The organism is Acidithiobacillus sp. AC3, from assembly GCF_050261095.1.
In the GTDB taxonomy this organism is placed as follows: Bacteria; Pseudomonadota; Gammaproteobacteria; order Acidithiobacillales; family Acidithiobacillaceae; genus Igneacidithiobacillus; species Igneacidithiobacillus copahuensis.
Genome location: NZ_CP189838.1, coordinates 428,400 through 444,553 on the forward strand (window position 1 = coordinate 428,400; position 16,154 = coordinate 444,553).

The following is a 16,154-nucleotide window of genomic DNA, read 5'->3' on the forward strand; positions in this document are numbered from 1 at the left end:
GTGGCAACGACGTGCCTCGTCGCGCATCTCGGAATTGACTGTGTCTGCATGACCTTTGCATTCACGCATGGTTGGGCAGACGGAGAGTGAGATAAAGGGTGCCGAAGAACCTGGTGAGGTTGGTAAGATAGAATGAGATCCTATTCCCCAGGTATAGGCTGCTCCCCAATAGTGAAGATTCCGGATGTGGCCGTAACCAGACAAAAGCCAACCATCGGCAACGGGGAAGAGTTTAGAGGTAATGGGAGAAGGGTCCGTGTATGACCCAGGTGAATTGCCTCGCATTGGGTCATCGGCGAGACAGGCGTTCGATAGTCCTGCAGATCCCGCCCACAGTAGGGCCAAAATATAACGTCGGATAAACACGCGATCTCCTACACCGTTGTGTTGAGTGGGTTGAGGTCTGATGATTGCAAGACTAAACACGTGATTGTTTCCGGGATATTTCCATCGTCTTTTAGTGAAGTCGAGCATCCTCGAAATAAAAAAGGCCCCGTACTGGAGCCTCAAGCGGGGCGAGTGAAACGTTAGTGTTTGAGACGGCAGGAGCGGAAATGCTTGCCGACCAGCATGAGGAACTGGATGGTTTCTTGGGTCTCGGGCTTTTTCATAATATCCAGGAGTCCGAACAGGCCGCCCTTGGGGGCAGGTTCTTTGGCCGCTTCCTCGGTGGCGCCTGCCAGGCAACTGAGAAAGTCGGTGAGGATGTGCTGCGCATCCATCTGTTCGACTACCCGCAACACCCGATCCATTACCCCGGTACGCACGGCCCGATCCAGCAGGCACATGGCATCGGCGGCCAGAGTGGCGAGGCGGGTGACCATCTCGTCGCTCATGGAATCGCCCATGGCGCCTAGCGTCCGCGCGATCTGCACGATGCGGTCGAGATCACCGTTATGCACCAGGGCAGAGATGGCGGGCAGAGCTTTCGTCAAGTCCGCCCGCTCCACGCGGTCGAGGAGATCCAGGCCGCCAGTGGCAATTTCCGCCAGGCGACCCACCATCTCGTCACTCATCGAGTCGCTGGCGGCACCTACCAATCGCGCCAGATGAACGATGCGGTCGAGATCACCGTTGTGCACCAGGGCAGAGATGGCGGGTAGGGCCCGCGTCAGATCGGCGCGCTCCACCCGGTCCACCAGGTCCAGACCGCCGGTGGCGATTTCCGCCATCCGTCCCACCATCTCGTCGGACATGGAGTCGGCGGCGGCCCCCATAAGGCGGGCCAGATGCACGATGCGCTCCAAATCACCGTTGTGGACCAAGTGCAGCAAAGCCGACTGCGCCTGCTGCAATTCGTCCTCTTGGCTACTGTCGAGTACGGCTACCATAGGTCACCTCCTCAGAGCAGGCCGCGCGCGGTCGCCCAGTAGAGCTTGTTGTATGCCATCTTGAAGGCATGCACCGAGCCGGTCGGGGCCTTGGGCTGTGGCGGGTTCTGGTAGTTGAACATGGCATAGGTGGCGCGGTCCTTGCCGGCCTCGATAAAGCAGAAGACCTTGCCGTCGTAGCTCTTTACCGGACGTCCCATCTTGACCACTGCCGCCACATTTTCTGCCGCGGTTTCTGCCTCGAAGTGGGCCGTCGATCCCGCCTTGGAGATGGGCAAATTGGTGGTGTCGCCAAGGACGATCACATTCTTGCCATGCTCGCCTTCCATGTGCAGGGAATGCCGGTTGGTGGGAATCCAGCCGTTCTCCCCCAAGCCATTCTTTTCGATGACTTCCTGACCCTTGTGTGGCGGTACCGCCACCAGCAGGTCATAGGCCACTTCGCTGCCCTCTTCGCTGAGGACCTTGGCATTCTTGCCGTCCACCTCTTTCATGTTGAACAAGGTCTCGTACTTGATGCCCTTGGCGTCAAACTCCGGTGCCGCCCACTTGGCCACATTTTCCAGACTGTGCACCCGGCCGATGGGGTAGGTGTAGTAGAATTCGGTCTTGTCGAGCAGACCCCGATCCTTGATGAAGTCGTGCATGGCGAAAGTGACTTCCAGCGGAATCATCGGGCACTTGTGCGGCAGACCCACGGTGATAACGATGCGTCCACCCTTGAATTCCGAAAGCTGCTTGTAATACTCCACAGCGTTATCCGCGGTGTAGCAATTCACGGAATTTTCCTTGAGGCCAGGAATGTTTTCCGGCATGGCCCGCGATCCGGTAGAAATCACGATCAGGTCATACTCATGTACCTTGCCACTCTTGCATTTCACATGATTGTGCGCGAGATGAAATTCTTCGACGGGATCGACATGAAACTCGATCCCGGGCTCCAGAAGGCTCTCCTGCTCCCGCACTAACTCGTCGGGAGTGGCACGCCCCATCGCCACATAGAGCCAGCCCGGCTGGTACACATGCTCATGACTTGCCGAGAGCATGGTGATGCGCGCCTTGCCCGTTTTCATCTCGTGATGGATTCGCCGCGCCAGATGATTGGCAAAAATGGTTCCCCCCATACCACCGCCTACGACCAGAATTCTCATGATGTCACTCCTTTTGCGTTAGTGCGTTACTTGGCTTTACGGACCTTGATGTGGAAGGTTCCTTCACTATCCTGATTGGTATCGACCATTTCATGACCGACTTTGTGTACCCATTCGGGCACGTCCTTGGCGGAGCCAGCATCGGTGGAGAGCAGCTCGAGGGTGTCCCCCACCTGCATGCTCTTCATATTGCTGATGAGCTCCATGAGCGGCCCCGGACAAAAGCTGCCGCGTGCATCCACTGTACGTTCTGCCATTGGTTTTCTCCTTACTCTCTCGTCTCCGCTGGACCGGCAAGCCCGATCCTATTGTGATTACGCTTCAGAAGGTCAGAATTTGTGCCCCTTCAGCGTCACTGAAAAACTTGGTCAGCCCCATGGCGCCCGCGACAATCGGTTCCAGGTCTTCTTCTGTAACCCCCATGACATCCATGGCCATGGAGCAGGCCCAGATCTTGGCATCGCCCAGCTCTACGGCCTGTTCGAAAATCGTAAAAAATTCGGGAACCTTGTGTTCCTCCATTTTCTTGCCCAACACGCCAGAAGCAGGCGCCTCTTTACTGTGTCCCTTGATAAAGTGGGGAAAGGCATTCATGGATAAGAACACATGGACATCAATCCCGGTAACTGCAGCCACCGATGCCGCCATGGCCGCAAATTGTAAATGCTCTCGGTCACCGTTGAGACAAATAATGAACATTCCCGCCATAAAAACTCCTGTATTTCAGTTACCGAGACATTTACAGCAGTTCTTATGCCACATAAAAGTTAGAATATATAGCAATTCTGATTTTATTTTAACTATTTGATTGGTATGAATAACATTACTTCATGACGTCTATTTCAGCTTGTTTTTCGAGAGTCTCACCGCGTACTGTCATGACAATGTCATGTTTATGTCATGTCATAAGTCATCCAGCCGTTCATGACAATAATTGTCAGTGAATGTCATGACATGTCTGCTCTTTCGGACTCCTATCTGGAGGCATAAATAAATTTACTCATTGAATAACAAAATCTTAGACAAAGGTAAATGGATAGATAATGTTTGGCATTCATTATGCTAACGAGTGTGTGCTGTAACACGACTGAAACAGGAGAAGTACAAATGAAAAACTCGTCACCGTATCGTAAACGGATAGTTGCCTGTATAGCCGGCATGGTGCTGGTCGCAAGCCCGCTGCTGGCCTCGGCAGCTATCGGTCAAGCCAATCTCTTTGGAATGGGTCGTCTCTTGGGCACTGGCGCCGTTACCGCGGTGGATGGCGCTGCCGGTGGTGGTATCAACCCATGGGCTGTCATTTCTGGTTATGGAACCAACCAGCAAATCGGGGCTACCGCCTTTTATTCTCATGTGCTGCTCAATAACTACAATATGGACGCCTATGGTGCTTCCGTTGGGCTGTTCAATCGCATCGAATTGTCTTTCGCACGGCAGAGTTTTAGTTTGGGAAATACTGGCGCCACCCTTGATCATCGCATTCTCGATGTTGCAACAGGAGGTAACCCGCCCGCGTATGGTACGCATACATCCACCGCTCTCGGTTTGAGCGGCCCGACTTTCTTTGGTACCAACTATCAGCTCAACCAAGACATTGTTGGTCTGAAAGTGCGACTGTTTGGCAACATCATCTACGATCAAAACTGGTGGGAGCCGCAAGTGTCTGTTGGTGTCGACTATCACCACAGCGAAATGCCGAAAAATCTCGCGGAAACTCTGCACGTGACGCGAAATGCCATGAGCTATTACTTGTCTGCGACCAAGGTTTGGCTGCATGGCATATTCGGTCTGACGACTCTCGCGGATGTAAACATTCAGGTGACAAATGCAAATCAGCAAGGTCTACTGGGTTTTGGTGGGGTGAACGGCATGGGCTACAAGGTTCTGCCGGCCGCAGCTGTTGGTGTATTCCTGAACCGTCATGTGGTGCTCGGCGGAGAGTATCGGGCTATGCCGCAGAATCAGTTGATTGCTCCCTCTAGTGGCGCCGGAAACTTCAGCACGCTGGGCAACGCAGTCTCCAAAACCAGCGCATGGAAGGATGTCTATGTCGCCTGGTTCCCGTATAAGCAGTTGTCTCTGACGGCGGCGTACGTGAATCTTGGCACCATCGCCACCGAGAAAAGCCAGAGCGGTCTATACCTCTCTTTGACCACCAGCTTCTGAACCAATTGTAGGAGGTTTTTATGAACAGCAAGTTATCGGCTTCGCTGCGCAAGAGCGCAATTATCGGGGTGAGCGTTGGTGCTCTGACCTTTGGTGCCTGGGGCACTGCCAATGCCAGTGATTACTATCAGCAATTTGGTGGCAAGGCTGGTATCACGGCCTTGATCAATACCTTTGTGGGGAACGTGGCCAATGATCCACATATCAACTACTACTTTGCTCATGCCAACATCCCTGCTCTCAAGTTTGCTCTGGTGAATCAGGTTTGCATGGCCGTTGGCGGTCCTTGCAAATACACCGGCCCGAACATGACGGATGCCCACCGCGGCATGCAGATCACCACTGCGGCATTCAACTACTTGTCGCAGGACATGATCAACGCGATGGATGCCCACCGAATTCCCATCGGTGCGCAGAACTACCTGTTATCGCTGTTGGCTCCAATGGAACCGCAAATTGTGACCGCCACAGGTCCACTAGGGTAATGATGTAAAGTAAAAATATAACAATACGCTGATTTATCTTCTCCTCCTTACCTTTTTGGTAGCCCGGATCGTTAAATTAGGCGATCCGGGTTTTTTGCATCCAAAAGTCTCACACCTTCGTAGCTAGTTACGAGACCTAAATGACGGGAGATGTAACCATGCAGGAACGAAAAAGTCGTCGTCAGTGGATGAAGGAAATGGCCGCCATGGCTGCCGCTACAGCTGCGCTTCCCATACTGGGTACGCAATTCGCCTTTGCTGGCGAAGGGAGTAAGGAGAGCAAGGCCTCGGTACAATACCAAGATCACCCCTACAAACAGGATCATTGTTCGCTGTGTCAGCACTTCATTCCTGGTGCCACGCCCAAGGCAATCGGCAGCTGTCAAGTCGTTGCCGGAAAAGTCAGTCCGGAAGGCTACTGCTTGGCATTTTACCCAAAGGAATCGTAATATAATCATTGGTTATTTATAGATAAGAAGAATTTCTGAATCTTGTTGTCTCATTAATGTGGAGAAGTCCATTGGATAAGCCCGCGCCAGTTCACAGTTTAGAAGCACTGGATGTGCAGTCTGCCATGGATTTGCAGCAGCATCCGATGGTGGTCATCGATGCGGAATATCGTATTGTGGCCGCCAATCGGGCCTATCGGGAATGTTATGGCGTGAGTGAGGAGGACTTGGTGGGACGCCGTTGCCATCAGGTCTCCCACCATTCCGACGTCCCCTGCCATGAAAATGGTGAAGACTGCCCGCATCAAACGGTTTTCCGCAATGGAGAACCCCACGAGGTTCGTCATGTCCACTATGATCCGGTCGGTAATGCGGAGCATGTGCGCATTCGTGGACACGTTCTGCGCGATCTGCGAGGACAGCGGTTTTTGGCCGAAGAAATCATCCATTTGCCGCGGGAACAGAGTGAGATTACTTGTACTGACATGCGCATGGTCGGTCGCTCGCCAGCCTTTTTGCGGTGTTTGCACCACATCGAGATGGCCGCGCGAACCGACGCCAGCATTCTCCTCTGGGGCGAAAGTGGTGTGGGCAAAGAGCTGGCAGCGAGTGCCTTGCATCAATTTTCTGCACGTGCGGACAAGCCGCTGATCACGGTCGACTGTACTACGTTGCCCGAGCACCTCTTCGAAAGTGAATTTCTTGGTCACGAGCGGGGCGCTTATACTGGGTGTATAGGGCGGAAGATTGGCCTGTTCGAAAGTGCCGATGGTGGCACACTATTTTTGGATGAAGTCGGTGAATTGCCATTACCGGTGCAGGCCAAGCTCCTGCGTGTGCTCGAAACCGGGGCTTTTCGTCGCTTGGGGGGCGCGGATTTGTTGCATGCCAATGTGCGCATCATCGCGGCGAGCAACCGCAACCTGCGGGAGATGGTCGCCGAGCGGACGTTCCGTGAAGATCTTTACTATCGTCTTGCGGCGATCAACATCGATCTCCCCCCTCTGCGTGAGCGCCGAGAGGATATTCCAGGGATTGCTTGCGTGCTTCTCGAACGCATTGGGCGGGAGTGGGGAGGGCAGTGGCAGTTGTCAACGGAGGCCGAGCGTCGGCTTTGCGCCTATAATTTCCCCGGTAACGTGCGGGAGTTACGGAATATTTTGCAAAAGGCGGTAGCACTGGCGGATGGGCCATTGATCTTGCCAGAGCATGTCCACTTTCTGCAATCGTCGCATCACCCAGAGGAGAACATAGCAGCCCCCACGCGTCCGATATCGTTCTCCGGACGGCGAGGGCGGCCAACCAATTTGCCGGAACTCCTCAGTACCTTTCAGGGTAATCGTCGCCAGGTTGCGGAACATTTGGGCGTTAGTGAGCGCACGGTGTACCGCTGGCTTCATCAAAGCTGAAAGGCAGCTCTCAGGGGCGCGCCAGCCCTCAGCCACTAGTCATGCGGCGGATCTTTCTGTCGGTTTCGTACTGACTGAGGGCGTAGACCGACCAGATAGCTGCTGGCACCCAGCCAATCACGGTGAGCTGCAAGATCAGGCAGATGATCCCGGCAAAAGGCCGACCGATGGTAAAGAACTGCAGCCAGGGGACGAGGATCGCGAGGAGAAGACGCATCGGGGCTCCTAAGGTTTTTATCCTTTGTAGAGAGTTGCACCTCTGGTGCTTTTTGTCTATCCTTTTGCGCATGAACAGTCAGCAGATTCCATTTCTCTTTTGCGCGGCCTCTCCAGCAGGTCTGCGTCTGCTGCTGCCCCGCTGGGGCTAAAAATCATTCCTTCCGACCATTTCGGTCTCGCGTTCCCAATTCGAAACTACTGAAAGATTCCTGCAACAGGAAGGGCTTACTATGCAGCAGAAAGAGCATTTGATCATTTTCGACACCACCTTGCGTGATGGCGAGCAGTCTCCAGGCGCGGCCATGACCCGCGACGAAAAAATCCGCATTGCCAAGGCGTTGGAGCGGCTGCGGGTAGATGTCATCGAGGCGGGCTTTCCCGCCGCCAGTCCCGGCGACTTCGCGGCGGTGCGCGCCATTGCCGAAACGGTCCGCGAAAGTCGCATCTGCGGCCTGGCGCGAGCGCGGGAGGAAGACATTCGCCGCGCTGGAGAGGCTCTGCAACCCGCTGCTGCAGGGCGCATTCACACCTTCATTGCCACCAGTCCCATTCACATGCAGGCCAAGTTGCGTATGCGTCCCGATGAGGTGCTGGAACGTGCGGTCGCGGCAGTCAAATTGGCGCGCAGCCTCTGTGACGATGTGGAATTCTCCCCGGAAGATGCGGGGCGCTCCGAAGAGGATTTTCTCTGTCGGGTTATCGAGGCGGCGATCGCGGCCGGCGCGCGGACCATCAACATCCCCGATACCGTCGGCTATAACTTGCCCGAGCGCTTCGGGCAGTTGATCGGGACCTTGCGGGCGCGGATTCCCAACAGCGATCAGGCAGTGTTTTCCGTGCACTGTCACAACGACCTTGGCTTGGCCGTTGCCAATTCCCTGGCCGCAGTCACCCAGGGCGCGCGCCAGGTGGAGTGCACCATCAACGGCTTGGGCGAGCGGGCGGGGAACGCTGCATTGGAAGAGATCGTCATGGCGGTGCGCACCCGCTCTGATGTCTTTCCCTGCGAGACTCGCATCGATACGCAGCAAATCGTCGCGACCAGCAAGCTGGTGTCGACCATTACCGGTTTTCCGGTGCAGCCCAACAAGGCCATCGTGGGGGCCAATGCCTTTGCGCACGAGTCGGGCATTCACCAGGATGGCGTCCTTAAGCACCGCGAGACTTACGAAATCATGCGTGCCGAAGATGTCGGCTGGGCGGCCAACCGTATGACTCTGGGTAAGTTGTCGGGGAGGGCGGCGGTGCGGGCGCGACTGGAAAGCCTGGGTATCTCCCTCGATGGCGATGCCTTGAATCAGGTCTTTGCGCGCTTCAAGGATCTTGCCGACCGCAAGGCGGAGATCTTTGACGAAGACTTGCAAGCCCTGGTCAACGAAGATGCCCAACAGGGGAGCGAGGACCGCTACCGCCTGGGCTATTTGCGGGTCTGCTCGGAAATGGGGACGCATCCGGAGGCAAAGGTCGAGCTCTGGGTGGACGGGGTCGCCAAGACCGCCGCGGTTACCCGCGGTGGGCCGGTGGACGCCACCTTCCAAGCGATCGAGGAGATCGTCGGCAGTGGTGCCAAGCTCCTGCTTTATTCGGTGAATGCGATCACTACGGGAACGGACGCCCAGGGAGAGGTAACGGTTCGCCTGCAGGCCGCCGATGGCCGGGTGGTCAATGGCTTGGGTGCGGATACCGACATCGTCGTCGCCAGTGCCAAGGCCTATGTCTCGGCCCTGAATCGGATTCAGGTCCCCAGCGGCTTTCACCCGCAACTCTAAGGTCGTCATGCCTGAACAGCGGCAACAGAAGGCCCAGTCCATTCAGGTGGCTGGGCTTTCCTGTTTTTACCAACGCCAGCGGCGTAAAACGCTGCGCATTCTGGTTGATGAGCGTGGTGATGTCTGGATTGCTTGCCCTTGGTATCTCCCAGAATTCTTCCTGCGTCGCGCGGTGGAAGAGAGGTTGTCGTGGATCCATCGGCGTCGCGAAGAGGTTCTTGCGTCTCGGCAGACGCATCGGCATATGCTGCAGCACTTGGGGTTGACGTATCGTGTAGAGCGTCGGATCCATGCGGGCAGGGCACGGGTAGTACTGGAGGAGGATCAGACGCTATGTCTGTATCTGCCAGAACATGCGACGCCGACGGAGGAAGACCGACTCCTGGAACGCTGGCAACGCCGGGAGCTGCAGCGCTTGTTGCCCGATCTGATTGCCCGCTGGGAATCGCGCTTGGGGGTCGAGGTTGCCGAGTGGCGGATTCGCCAGATGCGTACCCGTTGGGGTACCTGCAATACCGTCGCTCGGCGGCTCTGGTTTCGTCTGGCCCTGGTGGAGCAACCGCTGGACTGCATCGACTATGTCGTTGCCCACGAGTGCGCCCATTTGCGCGAGCGTGGCCACAATGCCCGCTTCTACGACTTGCTCGATGCCCATCTGCCCAATCGTCGAGAGCTGGAACGTGCCCTGCGCCGCGGCTGAGTGCGGACGTTTTCCTTCGTTATCATGGGCGTCTGACCCGGGGAGGCGCAGCTGTTATACTGTGCCTATGCATCGTCCATACCCAGTCCCTTTCTTGTCGGTGTTCTGAACGTGGAGCGCGTCTCAGAATTGGGATTCTGGCAGCGTGTGGCGCAGGAGCGCGGCTGGATCATCCTCTTTTTCAGTTCTGCGGGCTGCCATAGTTGCAAGATCTGGCGTCGCCTCTTGGCGGAATGGGAGAGTCGGCGCGACGACCTCAAAGTCTGGGAGGCGGATGCCGGCATCGAGATGGGGCTGGCACAGGAATTTGAGGTCTATCATCTGCCTGCGCTCTTTGTCTTTCGCGATGGTCGCTATCAGCGCCCGATGCAGGTCGAGGCGCGTCTGGCGGCTTTCGATCCTTGGCTCGCGGCGCATGCCGATCTGGCGCCAGAGGAAGCACCGTGAGTTCTCCGTGGCATGGCCCCTGGCTGCGGCGCGCAAGGCGAGCGCCATCGCCCTTCCAGGACGAACGCCCCGCAGGCGTCAGCGTGGATCTGTTGGTGTTACATGCTATCAGCCTGCCGCCCGGGGCCTTTGGCAGCGGTGAGGTGCCCCGGTTTTTTCAGGGCAAACTGGATTTTTCCGCCCATCCTTATTATGAGCAGCTACGCGAACTTCGGGTTTCCGCGCATTTTTTTTTGGAGCGCGACGGGCAGATCTGGCAGCATGTCCCCGTCGATCGCCGGGCTTGGCATGCCGGTGTTTCGGCCTGGCAAGGCAGAGAGCGTTGCAATGATTTCAGTGTGGGGATCGAGATCGAGGGGAGCGAGACGCAGCCTTTTGCCGACGCCCAGTATTTGGCCTTGCAGGCTTTGATTCCCGATCTTTGGCGCTATTTCCCACGACTGGATCGACGCGCCATTACCGGCCACGCCGATATTGCGCCGGGACGAAAATGGGATCCTGGTCCGCATTTTGACTGGCCACGGCTGTGGCAAGGGTTGTCGTGATGGAAACGAGCGAGCGAATTCGTCCCAAACGAGATTGGCGTCGGGGCTGGGGCGGCCCGTTTTTGGTTTTTTTGGCTTTTGTGCTGTTCACCCTCTGGTGGTTGGGCGTCTTTACCAGCGCTTCTGTGCAGGAAATTACCAGTCCGGCATTGCACTATGTCTACCGGCAGTATGATGGCAGCTATGCTGGCCTCGATCGGCAACGCGAAAAATGGATCAAGGAGCTGCCCGCCGACTGGCGGCAGGGCTCTTCTCTCACTCTGATCGAGAAAGAAAGCGGGATGCAGGGCAAAGATAACCGGGTAGAGGCGCGCCTGGGCGTGCTGCTGACGGCCTCGCCAAGCACACTGCCGAAGGGATGGCAGGAAGGGCAGTGGACGAGCCAACGCGTGGCGGCGGTTGACCTGCAAGCCAATAGTGCTATTGCCAGCTGGAAAGGCTACGCGGCCCTGCATTCCTGGTGCAAACGCAACGGCATCACGCCACGATATCCGTTAGTGGAACTCTTGGGTCCGGGGGACCGTTACCGGCTCTGGATGCCTTTGTCGACCTCGTCGCGCCCGTAAAACTTCACCCCGCGTACAATCTTTTCTCGTCCCTGGGCGATACGGTGCAGATTGTTATCGCGTAGGGAGTAAACGCAGCCGCAATACTCCTGCTGGTAAAACTGTTCCTCTTTAGCAATCTCGATCATGCGTTGGCTACCGCCACCTTTGCGCCAGTTATAGTCCCAATACTGTAACTGCGGATAGCGGGCGGCGGCGCGCTGACCGCAACCATTGATCTGCGCCATGTCTTTCCAGCGCGAGATCCCTAATGTACTGGTAAATAAGGTAAAACCGTGCTCTACGGCATATAAGGCCGAACGCTCGAAGCGCATATCGAAACAGGCCGTGCAGCGCGCGCCACGCTCGGGCTCCCATTCCAGACCTTTGACCCGCTCGAACCAGTTGTCCTTGTCGTAGTCCAGATCGATGAAGGGAAGGCCCAGCTTTTCGGCGTAGCGGATGTTTTCTTCTTTGCGCAGTTCATATTCCGCCAGAGGATGAATGTTCGGATTATAGAACAGAATGGTCAGCGCAATGCCGGCGCTCTGCATGTCGGCCATGATAGGGCCCGCGCAGGGCGCGCAGCAGGAATGCAACAAGACATGCTCGCTGCCGTCGGGGGTGCGTAATGGGGCCGGGGCTTTTTTTGCCATGACAATGCTCCAGGGCTTCAATTACACTGCATGATAACAGTTTTTGCTCTGGAGGATGTGCAATGCCGAGTGATTTGCGACCGGGTAGCTGCCGGGCCTGTGAGGGTGGCGTGGCGTTGTTGGCTGAGGCGGAGATACGCGCCGCCCTGGCGGAATTGTCCCAATGGAGCCTGCAAGACCAAGGATTGGAACGGAGATTTCACTTCCGCAATTTTTACGAGACCATGGCCTTCGTCAACGCCTTGGCCTGGATTGCCCACCGCGAAGATCATCACCCAGACTTGCAGGTTTCCTACAATACCTGTCTGGTGCGCTTCAGCACCCACGCTGTCGGTGGTGTTACCGAGAACGACGTGATCTGCGTGCGTGCGGTGGAGCAGTTACTGACCTGAGCGGGGCTGCGCCCCGCTCCCTCGTCACTGCATCAGTGGCTTGCTGGGCGCAAGAGGGGGCGCATTCCCTCACGCACCTGACGCTGAATGAAAGCAGCGCGGCCGGGCTCCTTTTTGTCGAGCTCGGCAGCACACTGGGAATCCGTCAGAGCGGCGGTGGAGAGCATCACTTCCAGCTCGCAGAGGTCTACCTTGGGTTGCGTAAGCTTATCCGTTGGGACGTTGAAAAGGTCACCCACTTGCCAGAACATGCGCGCGTTCCACATGCGCAGCTTTACGTTGGCGTTTTGAAACAGTTCTACACAGCGGGCGTTGAGAGCCTGGTTGTCCACGATACTCCTCCTGTCGTAAGCAGATATACGGATCGGTTGAATGATCGGCCTTAGAGGATACGCGAAACTGCGCCGATGCGGGAGTCTTTTTGTATGATTCCAGCCATTGAAGCTTTGCATGGAGGGATAGAAGACCGGCGCGCGCAACGAAAAAAGCCCCGCCATTGGCGGGGCTGCTTTCATCAGGCGGGTACCGATCAGGCCTGTTTCATGTTGATGTTCTGATTGGTAGCGAGTTCGGGGTTGTAGAGGTATTCCACATTCCCTTGCTCGACCTGCTTCAGATATTCCTGGAAATCGGCCTTGGCCTTGTCCCAGCTGATGCCCATCTTCTCCACCAGATCCTCACAGGGAGAGGCATGCCACTGCAGCTGCACGATCTTGAACGGATCGGCGCCACAGGCCAGCGCGGCCAACTGCACGTCGGCAATGATCGGCACCGAGTAGTTCATATCATGTGCCTTGCCAATCCACTGGTTCTTATCCATGGTGGTGATGCAGCCGGTGTCGATGCCGATCATCACGTCCGCCTTCGCCTCTTCCCGCGCGACCTTGATCTTGCGGTTCATGGTGAAGCTGCGGGTAAACTCGCGCTCGGAAATGATGTGGCGGAAGCCAAAGCCACAGCAGTCATACCAGGTGGAGTAGTCGATGACCTGCGCGCCCAGGGCCTGGGCCATGGAGGTGCCGACCGCGGTGCGGTTGCCGCCGAGAACGGTGTTGTCATAGACCGCATCCTCGGCCACCATCTTGTAGTAGTGGCAGGCGGCATGCACGGTCACCCGGATGTTGCTCATGTCGATGGTCTGCAGGTCGCTGGCAATGCGGTTGCGCATCACGTGCAGCCACTCACTATAGTGCACCACTTCTTCGGGGATGACGATCTTGCCATCGACTAGACGGCCCAGTTTGCCGAGGATCTTCTTGACCTTCTCGCGCAGCTCGGCGGATTCGATCAGGTACTTGCGGATTTCCTTGTAGTTACCGAAGGAGGTGCCGCAGTGCACCAGGGGATAGAAGTGGCCGTTCTCGAAGCCGTGCTGCTTGCCGGAGACGTAGGCTTGGTGGAAGTTGCGCAGGAATACCGCTGCCAGGGATTCGACGTTGCCAATGCCGGAGCCATGATAATTCCAGGCGGTGCAGGAGGTCTGGTCGGTCTCGTCGAGGTAGTCGATGCCGAACTTGTTCATGAACCACATGAGGCTGGTGGGATAGCCGGGGATGTTACCGCACTGCCCGCAGCTCTTGTGATGCCAGAGCTGGTTGGTGGGTACCCGCTTCTTCCAGCCGAAGAGGGTGTCGACCTCAATGGGCTTGTGATCATCGCTGATGCGATGGACGATGATCTCGCCTTCCTTCTCGAGCTCCCACATGTGCTCGCGGATGTCGTCCATGCGCTCGCCCAGATCCACCGAGCGCCGGTCGACATGGTTACGCACCCATGCCGTCGCCGCTTCGGCTTCGTTGGCGTTGAGATTGGTATCCTGGAAAAAGGCGCCGTGACCGGCTACCCCTTGCTGCGTCGTGTTTTCACTCATTGTAAACTCCTTGTCGGCCCTGTGGGCCCAGACTATGATCCGTTGCCGTGTCCGTTTTGGATCTCTTTATAGTTGACTATTATGCTCTTCTATATTTCCAAAGCCAAGTCAAGGATTTTGTTGCAGGTAGTCAAATGGGAGTGAAGATGGAGGCAAAAACCGATATTGGACAGCGCTGTCGCACATTGTTCGAGAACCCCGCCGTACGCGCCAAGGGTTGGCGGAGCAATCTCTTCTGGCGTCCGGAAAATTCACAAAATCCTTACGGGAGCCTGCGCGTCGATGGGGAAGAACTGGAGGTGCTACTGGCGGCGATTGTCGGGGTAGAGGCGACGTGCCGGCCTGCCCTGGAACAACGGCACCCGGGTCGTGCAGGTTTTATCGAGCGCTCCATTGCGCACGGAGAATTGCCGCTGCTAACCTATCAGAGCGACTCTTGACCTCTGTCGCGATCCTGTCGCGCTATCCGGAGCTCTATTCCACCTGCCGTTTGCAGGAGGCGCTACGCGCAAGGGGGGTAGATGGGCGCGTCCTGCAGCCCGAGCGCTGCGCCCTGCATGTCCAGCAAGGAAAATTCTATCTATATTACGAAGGCCAGATCCTGCCGCCTCCCGAACGGGTACTGCCACGCTTTGGCAGTCCCCTGACCCAACTCGGCGTGCGCCTGCTACGGCAGCTGGCGGCGCAGGGTAGCTATTGCCTCAATGGCGGTGATGCCATCCTGCACGCGCGCGACAAATTTCTGTCCCTGCAAATCCTCGCCGGCGCGTCCTTGCCTGTGCCGGAGACTTGGTATCTTGCCGATGCATCGGCGACGGAAACGGCGCTCGCGCAATTGGGAGCACCACTGGTCAGCAAACTGCTCAGCGGCTCCCAGGGGGTCGGCGTCAACCTGGCAGAGAGCCGCGCGGGCGCACGGGCGCTGGTGGATACCCTGCTGCAGTTGCAACACGAAGCCCTCTTGCAACGCTTTTTGCCCGCAGGAGAGGACTATCGGGTGATCGTCCTTGGCAGCGAGGCGCTGGCGGCCATGCGGCGACGGGCGGGGCCGGGAGAGTTCCGCAGCAATTTACATCGGGCCGGGACGGCAGAGCGCGTGGAGGACGCGGAAGTGCTGGCGCGCTTGGGAAAGTTGGCGCTTGCCGCAACGGCAGCCTTGGACCTGGATTTTGCCGGGGTGGATCTGATGCTCGATGAGCGAGGCGCTCCTGTCATCCTGGAGGTCAATCCCGTCCCCAGCCTGGAGGGCGTCGAGCGCGTGAGTGGCATTGATATTGCGGGAAAGATCGTGGACTTCGCTCTTAGTCGTCGTGTGCAGGCATCTGCCTGATTTCCGCGGCAATCCACTCGCGTAGTCGGTCGGTCACCTGGTTGCTGCGCCCTTCGCCGTTATCAGCCGGGCCAAAATGCAGGTGTAGTTCGCCCGATCGCATGCGCCAGTCGTGGCGTGACCAGAAGCAGCCACTGTTGAGAGCGAGGGGGGTAATGGGTACGCCAGCGCGCTGCGCGAGGGCAACGCCGGTCTGGTGAAAGGCGCCCAATTCACCGCAGCCTTGCCGCGTGCCCTCCGGAAAAATGAGAACGGGAATGCCTGCCCGCAGGCGTTTTTCTCCTTCCTCCAGAACCTGTTTGAGGGCCTGACGTCCCGCTTGACGATTGATGGCGATGGGTTGGCCTAGGGGTAGATACCAGCCGATGATGGGAAAACGCAACAGCTCGGCCTTGAGGACAAAGGACAGACGCGGGAAGTAACGCCATAGCAGCAGGGTTTCGAGGGAGGACTGATGATTGCTGAGAATAACGCAGGGACCGGCCGGTATATTCTCTAGCCCCTGTACGCGATAACGCACACCAATACTCCAAGAAAAGAGGTAGCTCGCGACGCGCGCCCAAGTACCGCAGCCCCAGTAGCGCCAGGATTGGGGTAAGAGAGGGAAGGGCAAAAGCAGCAACGCCCAGATCAGGGTCCACAACGTGAATGACGCATAAAACAGCATGCTGCGCAGGGCACGGAGCATGA

General features: G+C 57.1%; 21 protein-coding genes. 12 read left to right on the forward strand and 9 right to left on the reverse strand.

What is annotated here, in order from left to right:
- Positions 1 to 527: 527 nt before the first annotated feature.
- The 4 genes from ACQAYK_RS02115 to ACQAYK_RS02130 all read right to left on the reverse strand — a co-directional run bounded on the left by ACQAYK_RS02115 (position 528) and on the right by ACQAYK_RS02130 (position 3,190).
- Positions 528 to 1,331 carry a helical membrane plugin domain-containing protein gene (locus ACQAYK_RS02115; RefSeq protein WP_215871492.1) on the reverse strand — a complete coding sequence of 268 codons (804 nt, stop codon included), beginning with the start codon at positions 1,329 to 1,331 and terminating at the stop codon, positions 528 to 530.
- An 11-nt stretch (positions 1,332 to 1,342) separates the two neighbouring features.
- Positions 1,343 to 2,482, reverse strand: a complete 1,140-nt coding sequence (locus ACQAYK_RS02120; protein WP_215871491.1) for an NAD(P)/FAD-dependent oxidoreductase — start codon at positions 2,480 to 2,482, stop codon at positions 1,343 to 1,345.
- 26 nt (positions 2,483 to 2,508) lie between these two features.
- A complete protein-coding gene (locus tag ACQAYK_RS02125; RefSeq protein ID WP_215871490.1) occupies positions 2,509 to 2,739 on the reverse strand; it encodes a sulfurtransferase TusA family protein in 231 nt (76 codons plus the stop codon).
- A 64-nt stretch (positions 2,740 to 2,803) separates the two neighbouring features.
- The gene (locus tag ACQAYK_RS02130; protein WP_215871489.1) at positions 2,804 to 3,190 is read right to left on the reverse strand and encodes a DsrE/DsrF/DrsH-like family protein; all 387 of its coding nucleotides are present in this window, start codon (positions 3,188 to 3,190) and stop codon (positions 2,804 to 2,806) included.
- Positions 3,191 to 3,589: 399 nt separating this feature from the next.
- Here ACQAYK_RS02130 and ACQAYK_RS02135 point away from each other — a divergent pair, with 399 nt between their 5' ends.
- The 4 genes from ACQAYK_RS02135 (at position 3,590) to ACQAYK_RS02150 (ending at position 6,991) form a co-directional block, all read left to right on the forward strand.
- Complete coding sequence (locus ACQAYK_RS02135; RefSeq protein WP_215872959.1) at positions 3,590 to 4,648, forward strand: DUF3034 family protein; 1,059 nt, start codon at positions 3,590 to 3,592, stop codon at positions 4,646 to 4,648.
- A 20-nt stretch (positions 4,649 to 4,668) separates the two neighbouring features.
- A complete protein-coding gene (locus tag ACQAYK_RS02140; RefSeq protein WP_215872960.1) occupies positions 4,669 to 5,133 on the forward strand; it encodes a group I truncated hemoglobin in 465 nt (154 codons plus the stop codon).
- A gap of 158 nt (positions 5,134 to 5,291) precedes the next feature.
- Positions 5,292 to 5,582, forward strand: a complete 291-nt coding sequence (locus ACQAYK_RS02145; protein WP_215872961.1) for a high-potential iron-sulfur protein — start codon at positions 5,292 to 5,294, stop codon at positions 5,580 to 5,582.
- Between the two features lie 125 nt (positions 5,583 to 5,707).
- Entirely contained in the window at positions 5,708 to 6,991 is a 1,284-nt protein-coding gene (locus ACQAYK_RS02150; protein ID WP_226859023.1) for a sigma-54 interaction domain-containing protein, read from the forward strand.
- 28 nt (positions 6,992 to 7,019) lie between these two features.
- On the opposite strand, the gene ACQAYK_RS02155 is transcribed toward ACQAYK_RS02150, so the two are convergent.
- Entirely contained in the window at positions 7,020 to 7,208 is a 189-nt protein-coding gene (locus tag ACQAYK_RS02155) for a YqaE/Pmp3 family membrane protein (protein WP_215872963.1), read from the reverse strand.
- Between the two features lie 232 nt (positions 7,209 to 7,440).
- Between ACQAYK_RS02155 and ACQAYK_RS02160 the strand changes: the two genes are divergently transcribed.
- The 5 genes from ACQAYK_RS02160 (at position 7,441) to ACQAYK_RS02180 (ending at position 11,237) form a co-directional block, all read left to right on the forward strand.
- Positions 7,441 to 8,979, forward strand: coding sequence for a 2-isopropylmalate synthase (locus tag ACQAYK_RS02160; RefSeq protein WP_215870686.1), 1,539 nt, complete (start codon positions 7,441 to 7,443; stop codon positions 8,977 to 8,979).
- Between the two features lie 7 nt (positions 8,980 to 8,986).
- On the forward strand, positions 8,987 to 9,679 hold the full coding sequence (locus ACQAYK_RS02165; protein ID WP_215870687.1) for a M48 family metallopeptidase: 693 nt from the start codon (positions 8,987 to 8,989) through the stop codon (positions 9,677 to 9,679).
- Positions 9,680 to 9,790: 111 nt separating this feature from the next.
- Positions 9,791 to 10,126 (forward strand): thioredoxin family protein, encoded by a 336-nt coding sequence (locus tag ACQAYK_RS02170; RefSeq protein WP_215870688.1) that lies wholly within the window; start codon positions 9,791 to 9,793, stop codon positions 10,124 to 10,126.
- Positions 10,123 to 10,671, forward strand: a complete 549-nt coding sequence (gene ampD, locus ACQAYK_RS02175) for a 1,6-anhydro-N-acetylmuramyl-L-alanine amidase AmpD (RefSeq protein ID WP_215870689.1) — start codon at positions 10,123 to 10,125, stop codon at positions 10,669 to 10,671. Before ACQAYK_RS02170 ends, ampD begins: the two co-directional genes overlap by 4 nt.
- Positions 10,671 to 11,237: a hypothetical protein gene (locus tag ACQAYK_RS02180; RefSeq protein WP_215870690.1), complete on the forward strand. Its 567-nt coding sequence runs from the start codon at positions 10,671 to 10,673 to the stop codon at positions 11,235 to 11,237. The genes ampD and ACQAYK_RS02180 overlap by 1 nt, the downstream gene beginning before the upstream one ends.
- Here ACQAYK_RS02180 and ACQAYK_RS02185 read toward each other — a convergent pair.
- On the reverse strand, positions 11,195 to 11,872 hold the full coding sequence (locus ACQAYK_RS02185) for an epoxyqueuosine reductase QueH (protein WP_215870691.1): 678 nt from the start codon (positions 11,870 to 11,872) through the stop codon (positions 11,195 to 11,197). The two genes, ACQAYK_RS02180 and ACQAYK_RS02185, sit on opposite strands and share 43 nt — an antisense overlap.
- 62 nt (positions 11,873 to 11,934) lie before the next feature.
- Between ACQAYK_RS02185 and ACQAYK_RS02190 the strand changes: the two genes are divergently transcribed.
- The gene (locus ACQAYK_RS02190) at positions 11,935 to 12,264 is read left to right on the forward strand and encodes a 4a-hydroxytetrahydrobiopterin dehydratase (RefSeq protein WP_215870692.1); all 330 of its coding nucleotides are present in this window, start codon (positions 11,935 to 11,937) and stop codon (positions 12,262 to 12,264) included.
- A 32-nt stretch (positions 12,265 to 12,296) separates the two neighbouring features.
- On the opposite strand, the gene ACQAYK_RS02195 is transcribed toward ACQAYK_RS02190, so the two are convergent.
- A complete protein-coding gene (locus ACQAYK_RS02195; RefSeq protein ID WP_215870693.1) occupies positions 12,297 to 12,596 on the reverse strand; it encodes a hypothetical protein in 300 nt (99 codons plus the stop codon).
- A 197-nt stretch (positions 12,597 to 12,793) separates the two neighbouring features.
- The gene (locus ACQAYK_RS02200; protein ID WP_255790063.1) at positions 12,794 to 14,134 is read right to left on the reverse strand and encodes a heterodisulfide reductase-related iron-sulfur binding cluster; all 1,341 of its coding nucleotides are present in this window, start codon (positions 14,132 to 14,134) and stop codon (positions 12,794 to 12,796) included.
- 146 nt (positions 14,135 to 14,280) lie between these two features.
- On the opposite strand from ACQAYK_RS02200, the gene ACQAYK_RS02205 reads away from it, so the two are divergent.
- Positions 14,281 to 14,574, forward strand: coding sequence for a hypothetical protein (locus ACQAYK_RS02205; RefSeq protein WP_226826852.1), 294 nt, complete (start codon positions 14,281 to 14,283; stop codon positions 14,572 to 14,574).
- The gene (locus ACQAYK_RS02210; protein WP_215872280.1) at positions 14,571 to 15,464 is read left to right on the forward strand and encodes an ATP-grasp domain-containing protein; all 894 of its coding nucleotides are present in this window, start codon (positions 14,571 to 14,573) and stop codon (positions 15,462 to 15,464) included. The genes ACQAYK_RS02205 and ACQAYK_RS02210 overlap by 4 nt, the downstream gene beginning before the upstream one ends.
- On the opposite strand, the gene ACQAYK_RS02215 is transcribed toward ACQAYK_RS02210, so the two are convergent.
- A complete protein-coding gene (locus ACQAYK_RS02215) occupies positions 15,436 to 16,152 on the reverse strand; it encodes a lysophospholipid acyltransferase family protein (RefSeq protein WP_215872279.1) in 717 nt (238 codons plus the stop codon). The two genes, ACQAYK_RS02210 and ACQAYK_RS02215, sit on opposite strands and share 29 nt — an antisense overlap.
- Positions 16,153 to 16,154 lie beyond the last annotated feature (2 nt).

Coding starts and splice junctions, on each gene's coding strand:
- ACQAYK_RS02200 (WP_255790063.1), bottom strand. CDS start 14,134: ATGAGTGAAAACACGACGCAGCAAGGGGTAGCCGGTCACGGCGCCTTT.
- ACQAYK_RS02165 (WP_215870687.1), top strand. CDS start 8,987: ATGCCTGAACAGCGGCAACAGAAGGCCCAGTCCATTCAGGTGGCTGGG.
- ACQAYK_RS02205 (WP_226826852.1), top strand. CDS start 14,281: ATGGAGGCAAAAACCGATATTGGACAGCGCTGTCGCACATTGTTCGAG.
- ACQAYK_RS02150 (WP_226859023.1), top strand. CDS start 5,708: ATGGATTTGCAGCAGCATCCGATGGTGGTCATCGATGCGGAATATCGT.
- ACQAYK_RS02190 (WP_215870692.1), top strand. CDS start 11,935: ATGCCGAGTGATTTGCGACCGGGTAGCTGCCGGGCCTGTGAGGGTGGC.
- ACQAYK_RS02125 (WP_215871490.1), bottom strand. CDS start 2,739: ATGGCAGAACGTACAGTGGATGCACGCGGCAGCTTTTGTCCGGGGCCG.
- ACQAYK_RS02155 (WP_215872963.1), bottom strand. CDS start 7,208: ATGCGTCTTCTCCTCGCGATCCTCGTCCCCTGGCTGCAGTTCTTTACC.
- ACQAYK_RS02185 (WP_215870691.1), bottom strand. CDS start 11,872: ATGGCAAAAAAAGCCCCGGCCCCATTACGCACCCCCGACGGCAGCGAG.
- ACQAYK_RS02130 (WP_215871489.1), bottom strand. CDS start 3,190: ATGGCGGGAATGTTCATTATTTGTCTCAACGGTGACCGAGAGCATTTA.
- ACQAYK_RS02215 (WP_215872279.1), bottom strand. CDS start 16,152: ATGCTCCGTGCCCTGCGCAGCATGCTGTTTTATGCGTCATTCACGTTG.
- ACQAYK_RS02120 (WP_215871491.1), bottom strand. CDS start 2,482: ATGAGAATTCTGGTCGTAGGCGGTGGTATGGGGGGAACCATTTTTGCC.
- ACQAYK_RS02160 (WP_215870686.1), top strand. CDS start 7,441: ATGCAGCAGAAAGAGCATTTGATCATTTTCGACACCACCTTGCGTGAT.
- ACQAYK_RS02145 (WP_215872961.1), top strand. CDS start 5,292: ATGCAGGAACGAAAAAGTCGTCGTCAGTGGATGAAGGAAATGGCCGCC.
- ACQAYK_RS02140 (WP_215872960.1), top strand. CDS start 4,669: ATGAACAGCAAGTTATCGGCTTCGCTGCGCAAGAGCGCAATTATCGGG.
- ACQAYK_RS02115 (WP_215871492.1), bottom strand. CDS start 1,331: ATGGTAGCCGTACTCGACAGTAGCCAAGAGGACGAATTGCAGCAGGCG.
- ACQAYK_RS02180 (WP_215870690.1), top strand. CDS start 10,671: ATGGAAACGAGCGAGCGAATTCGTCCCAAACGAGATTGGCGTCGGGGC.
- ACQAYK_RS02135 (WP_215872959.1), top strand. CDS start 3,590: ATGAAAAACTCGTCACCGTATCGTAAACGGATAGTTGCCTGTATAGCC.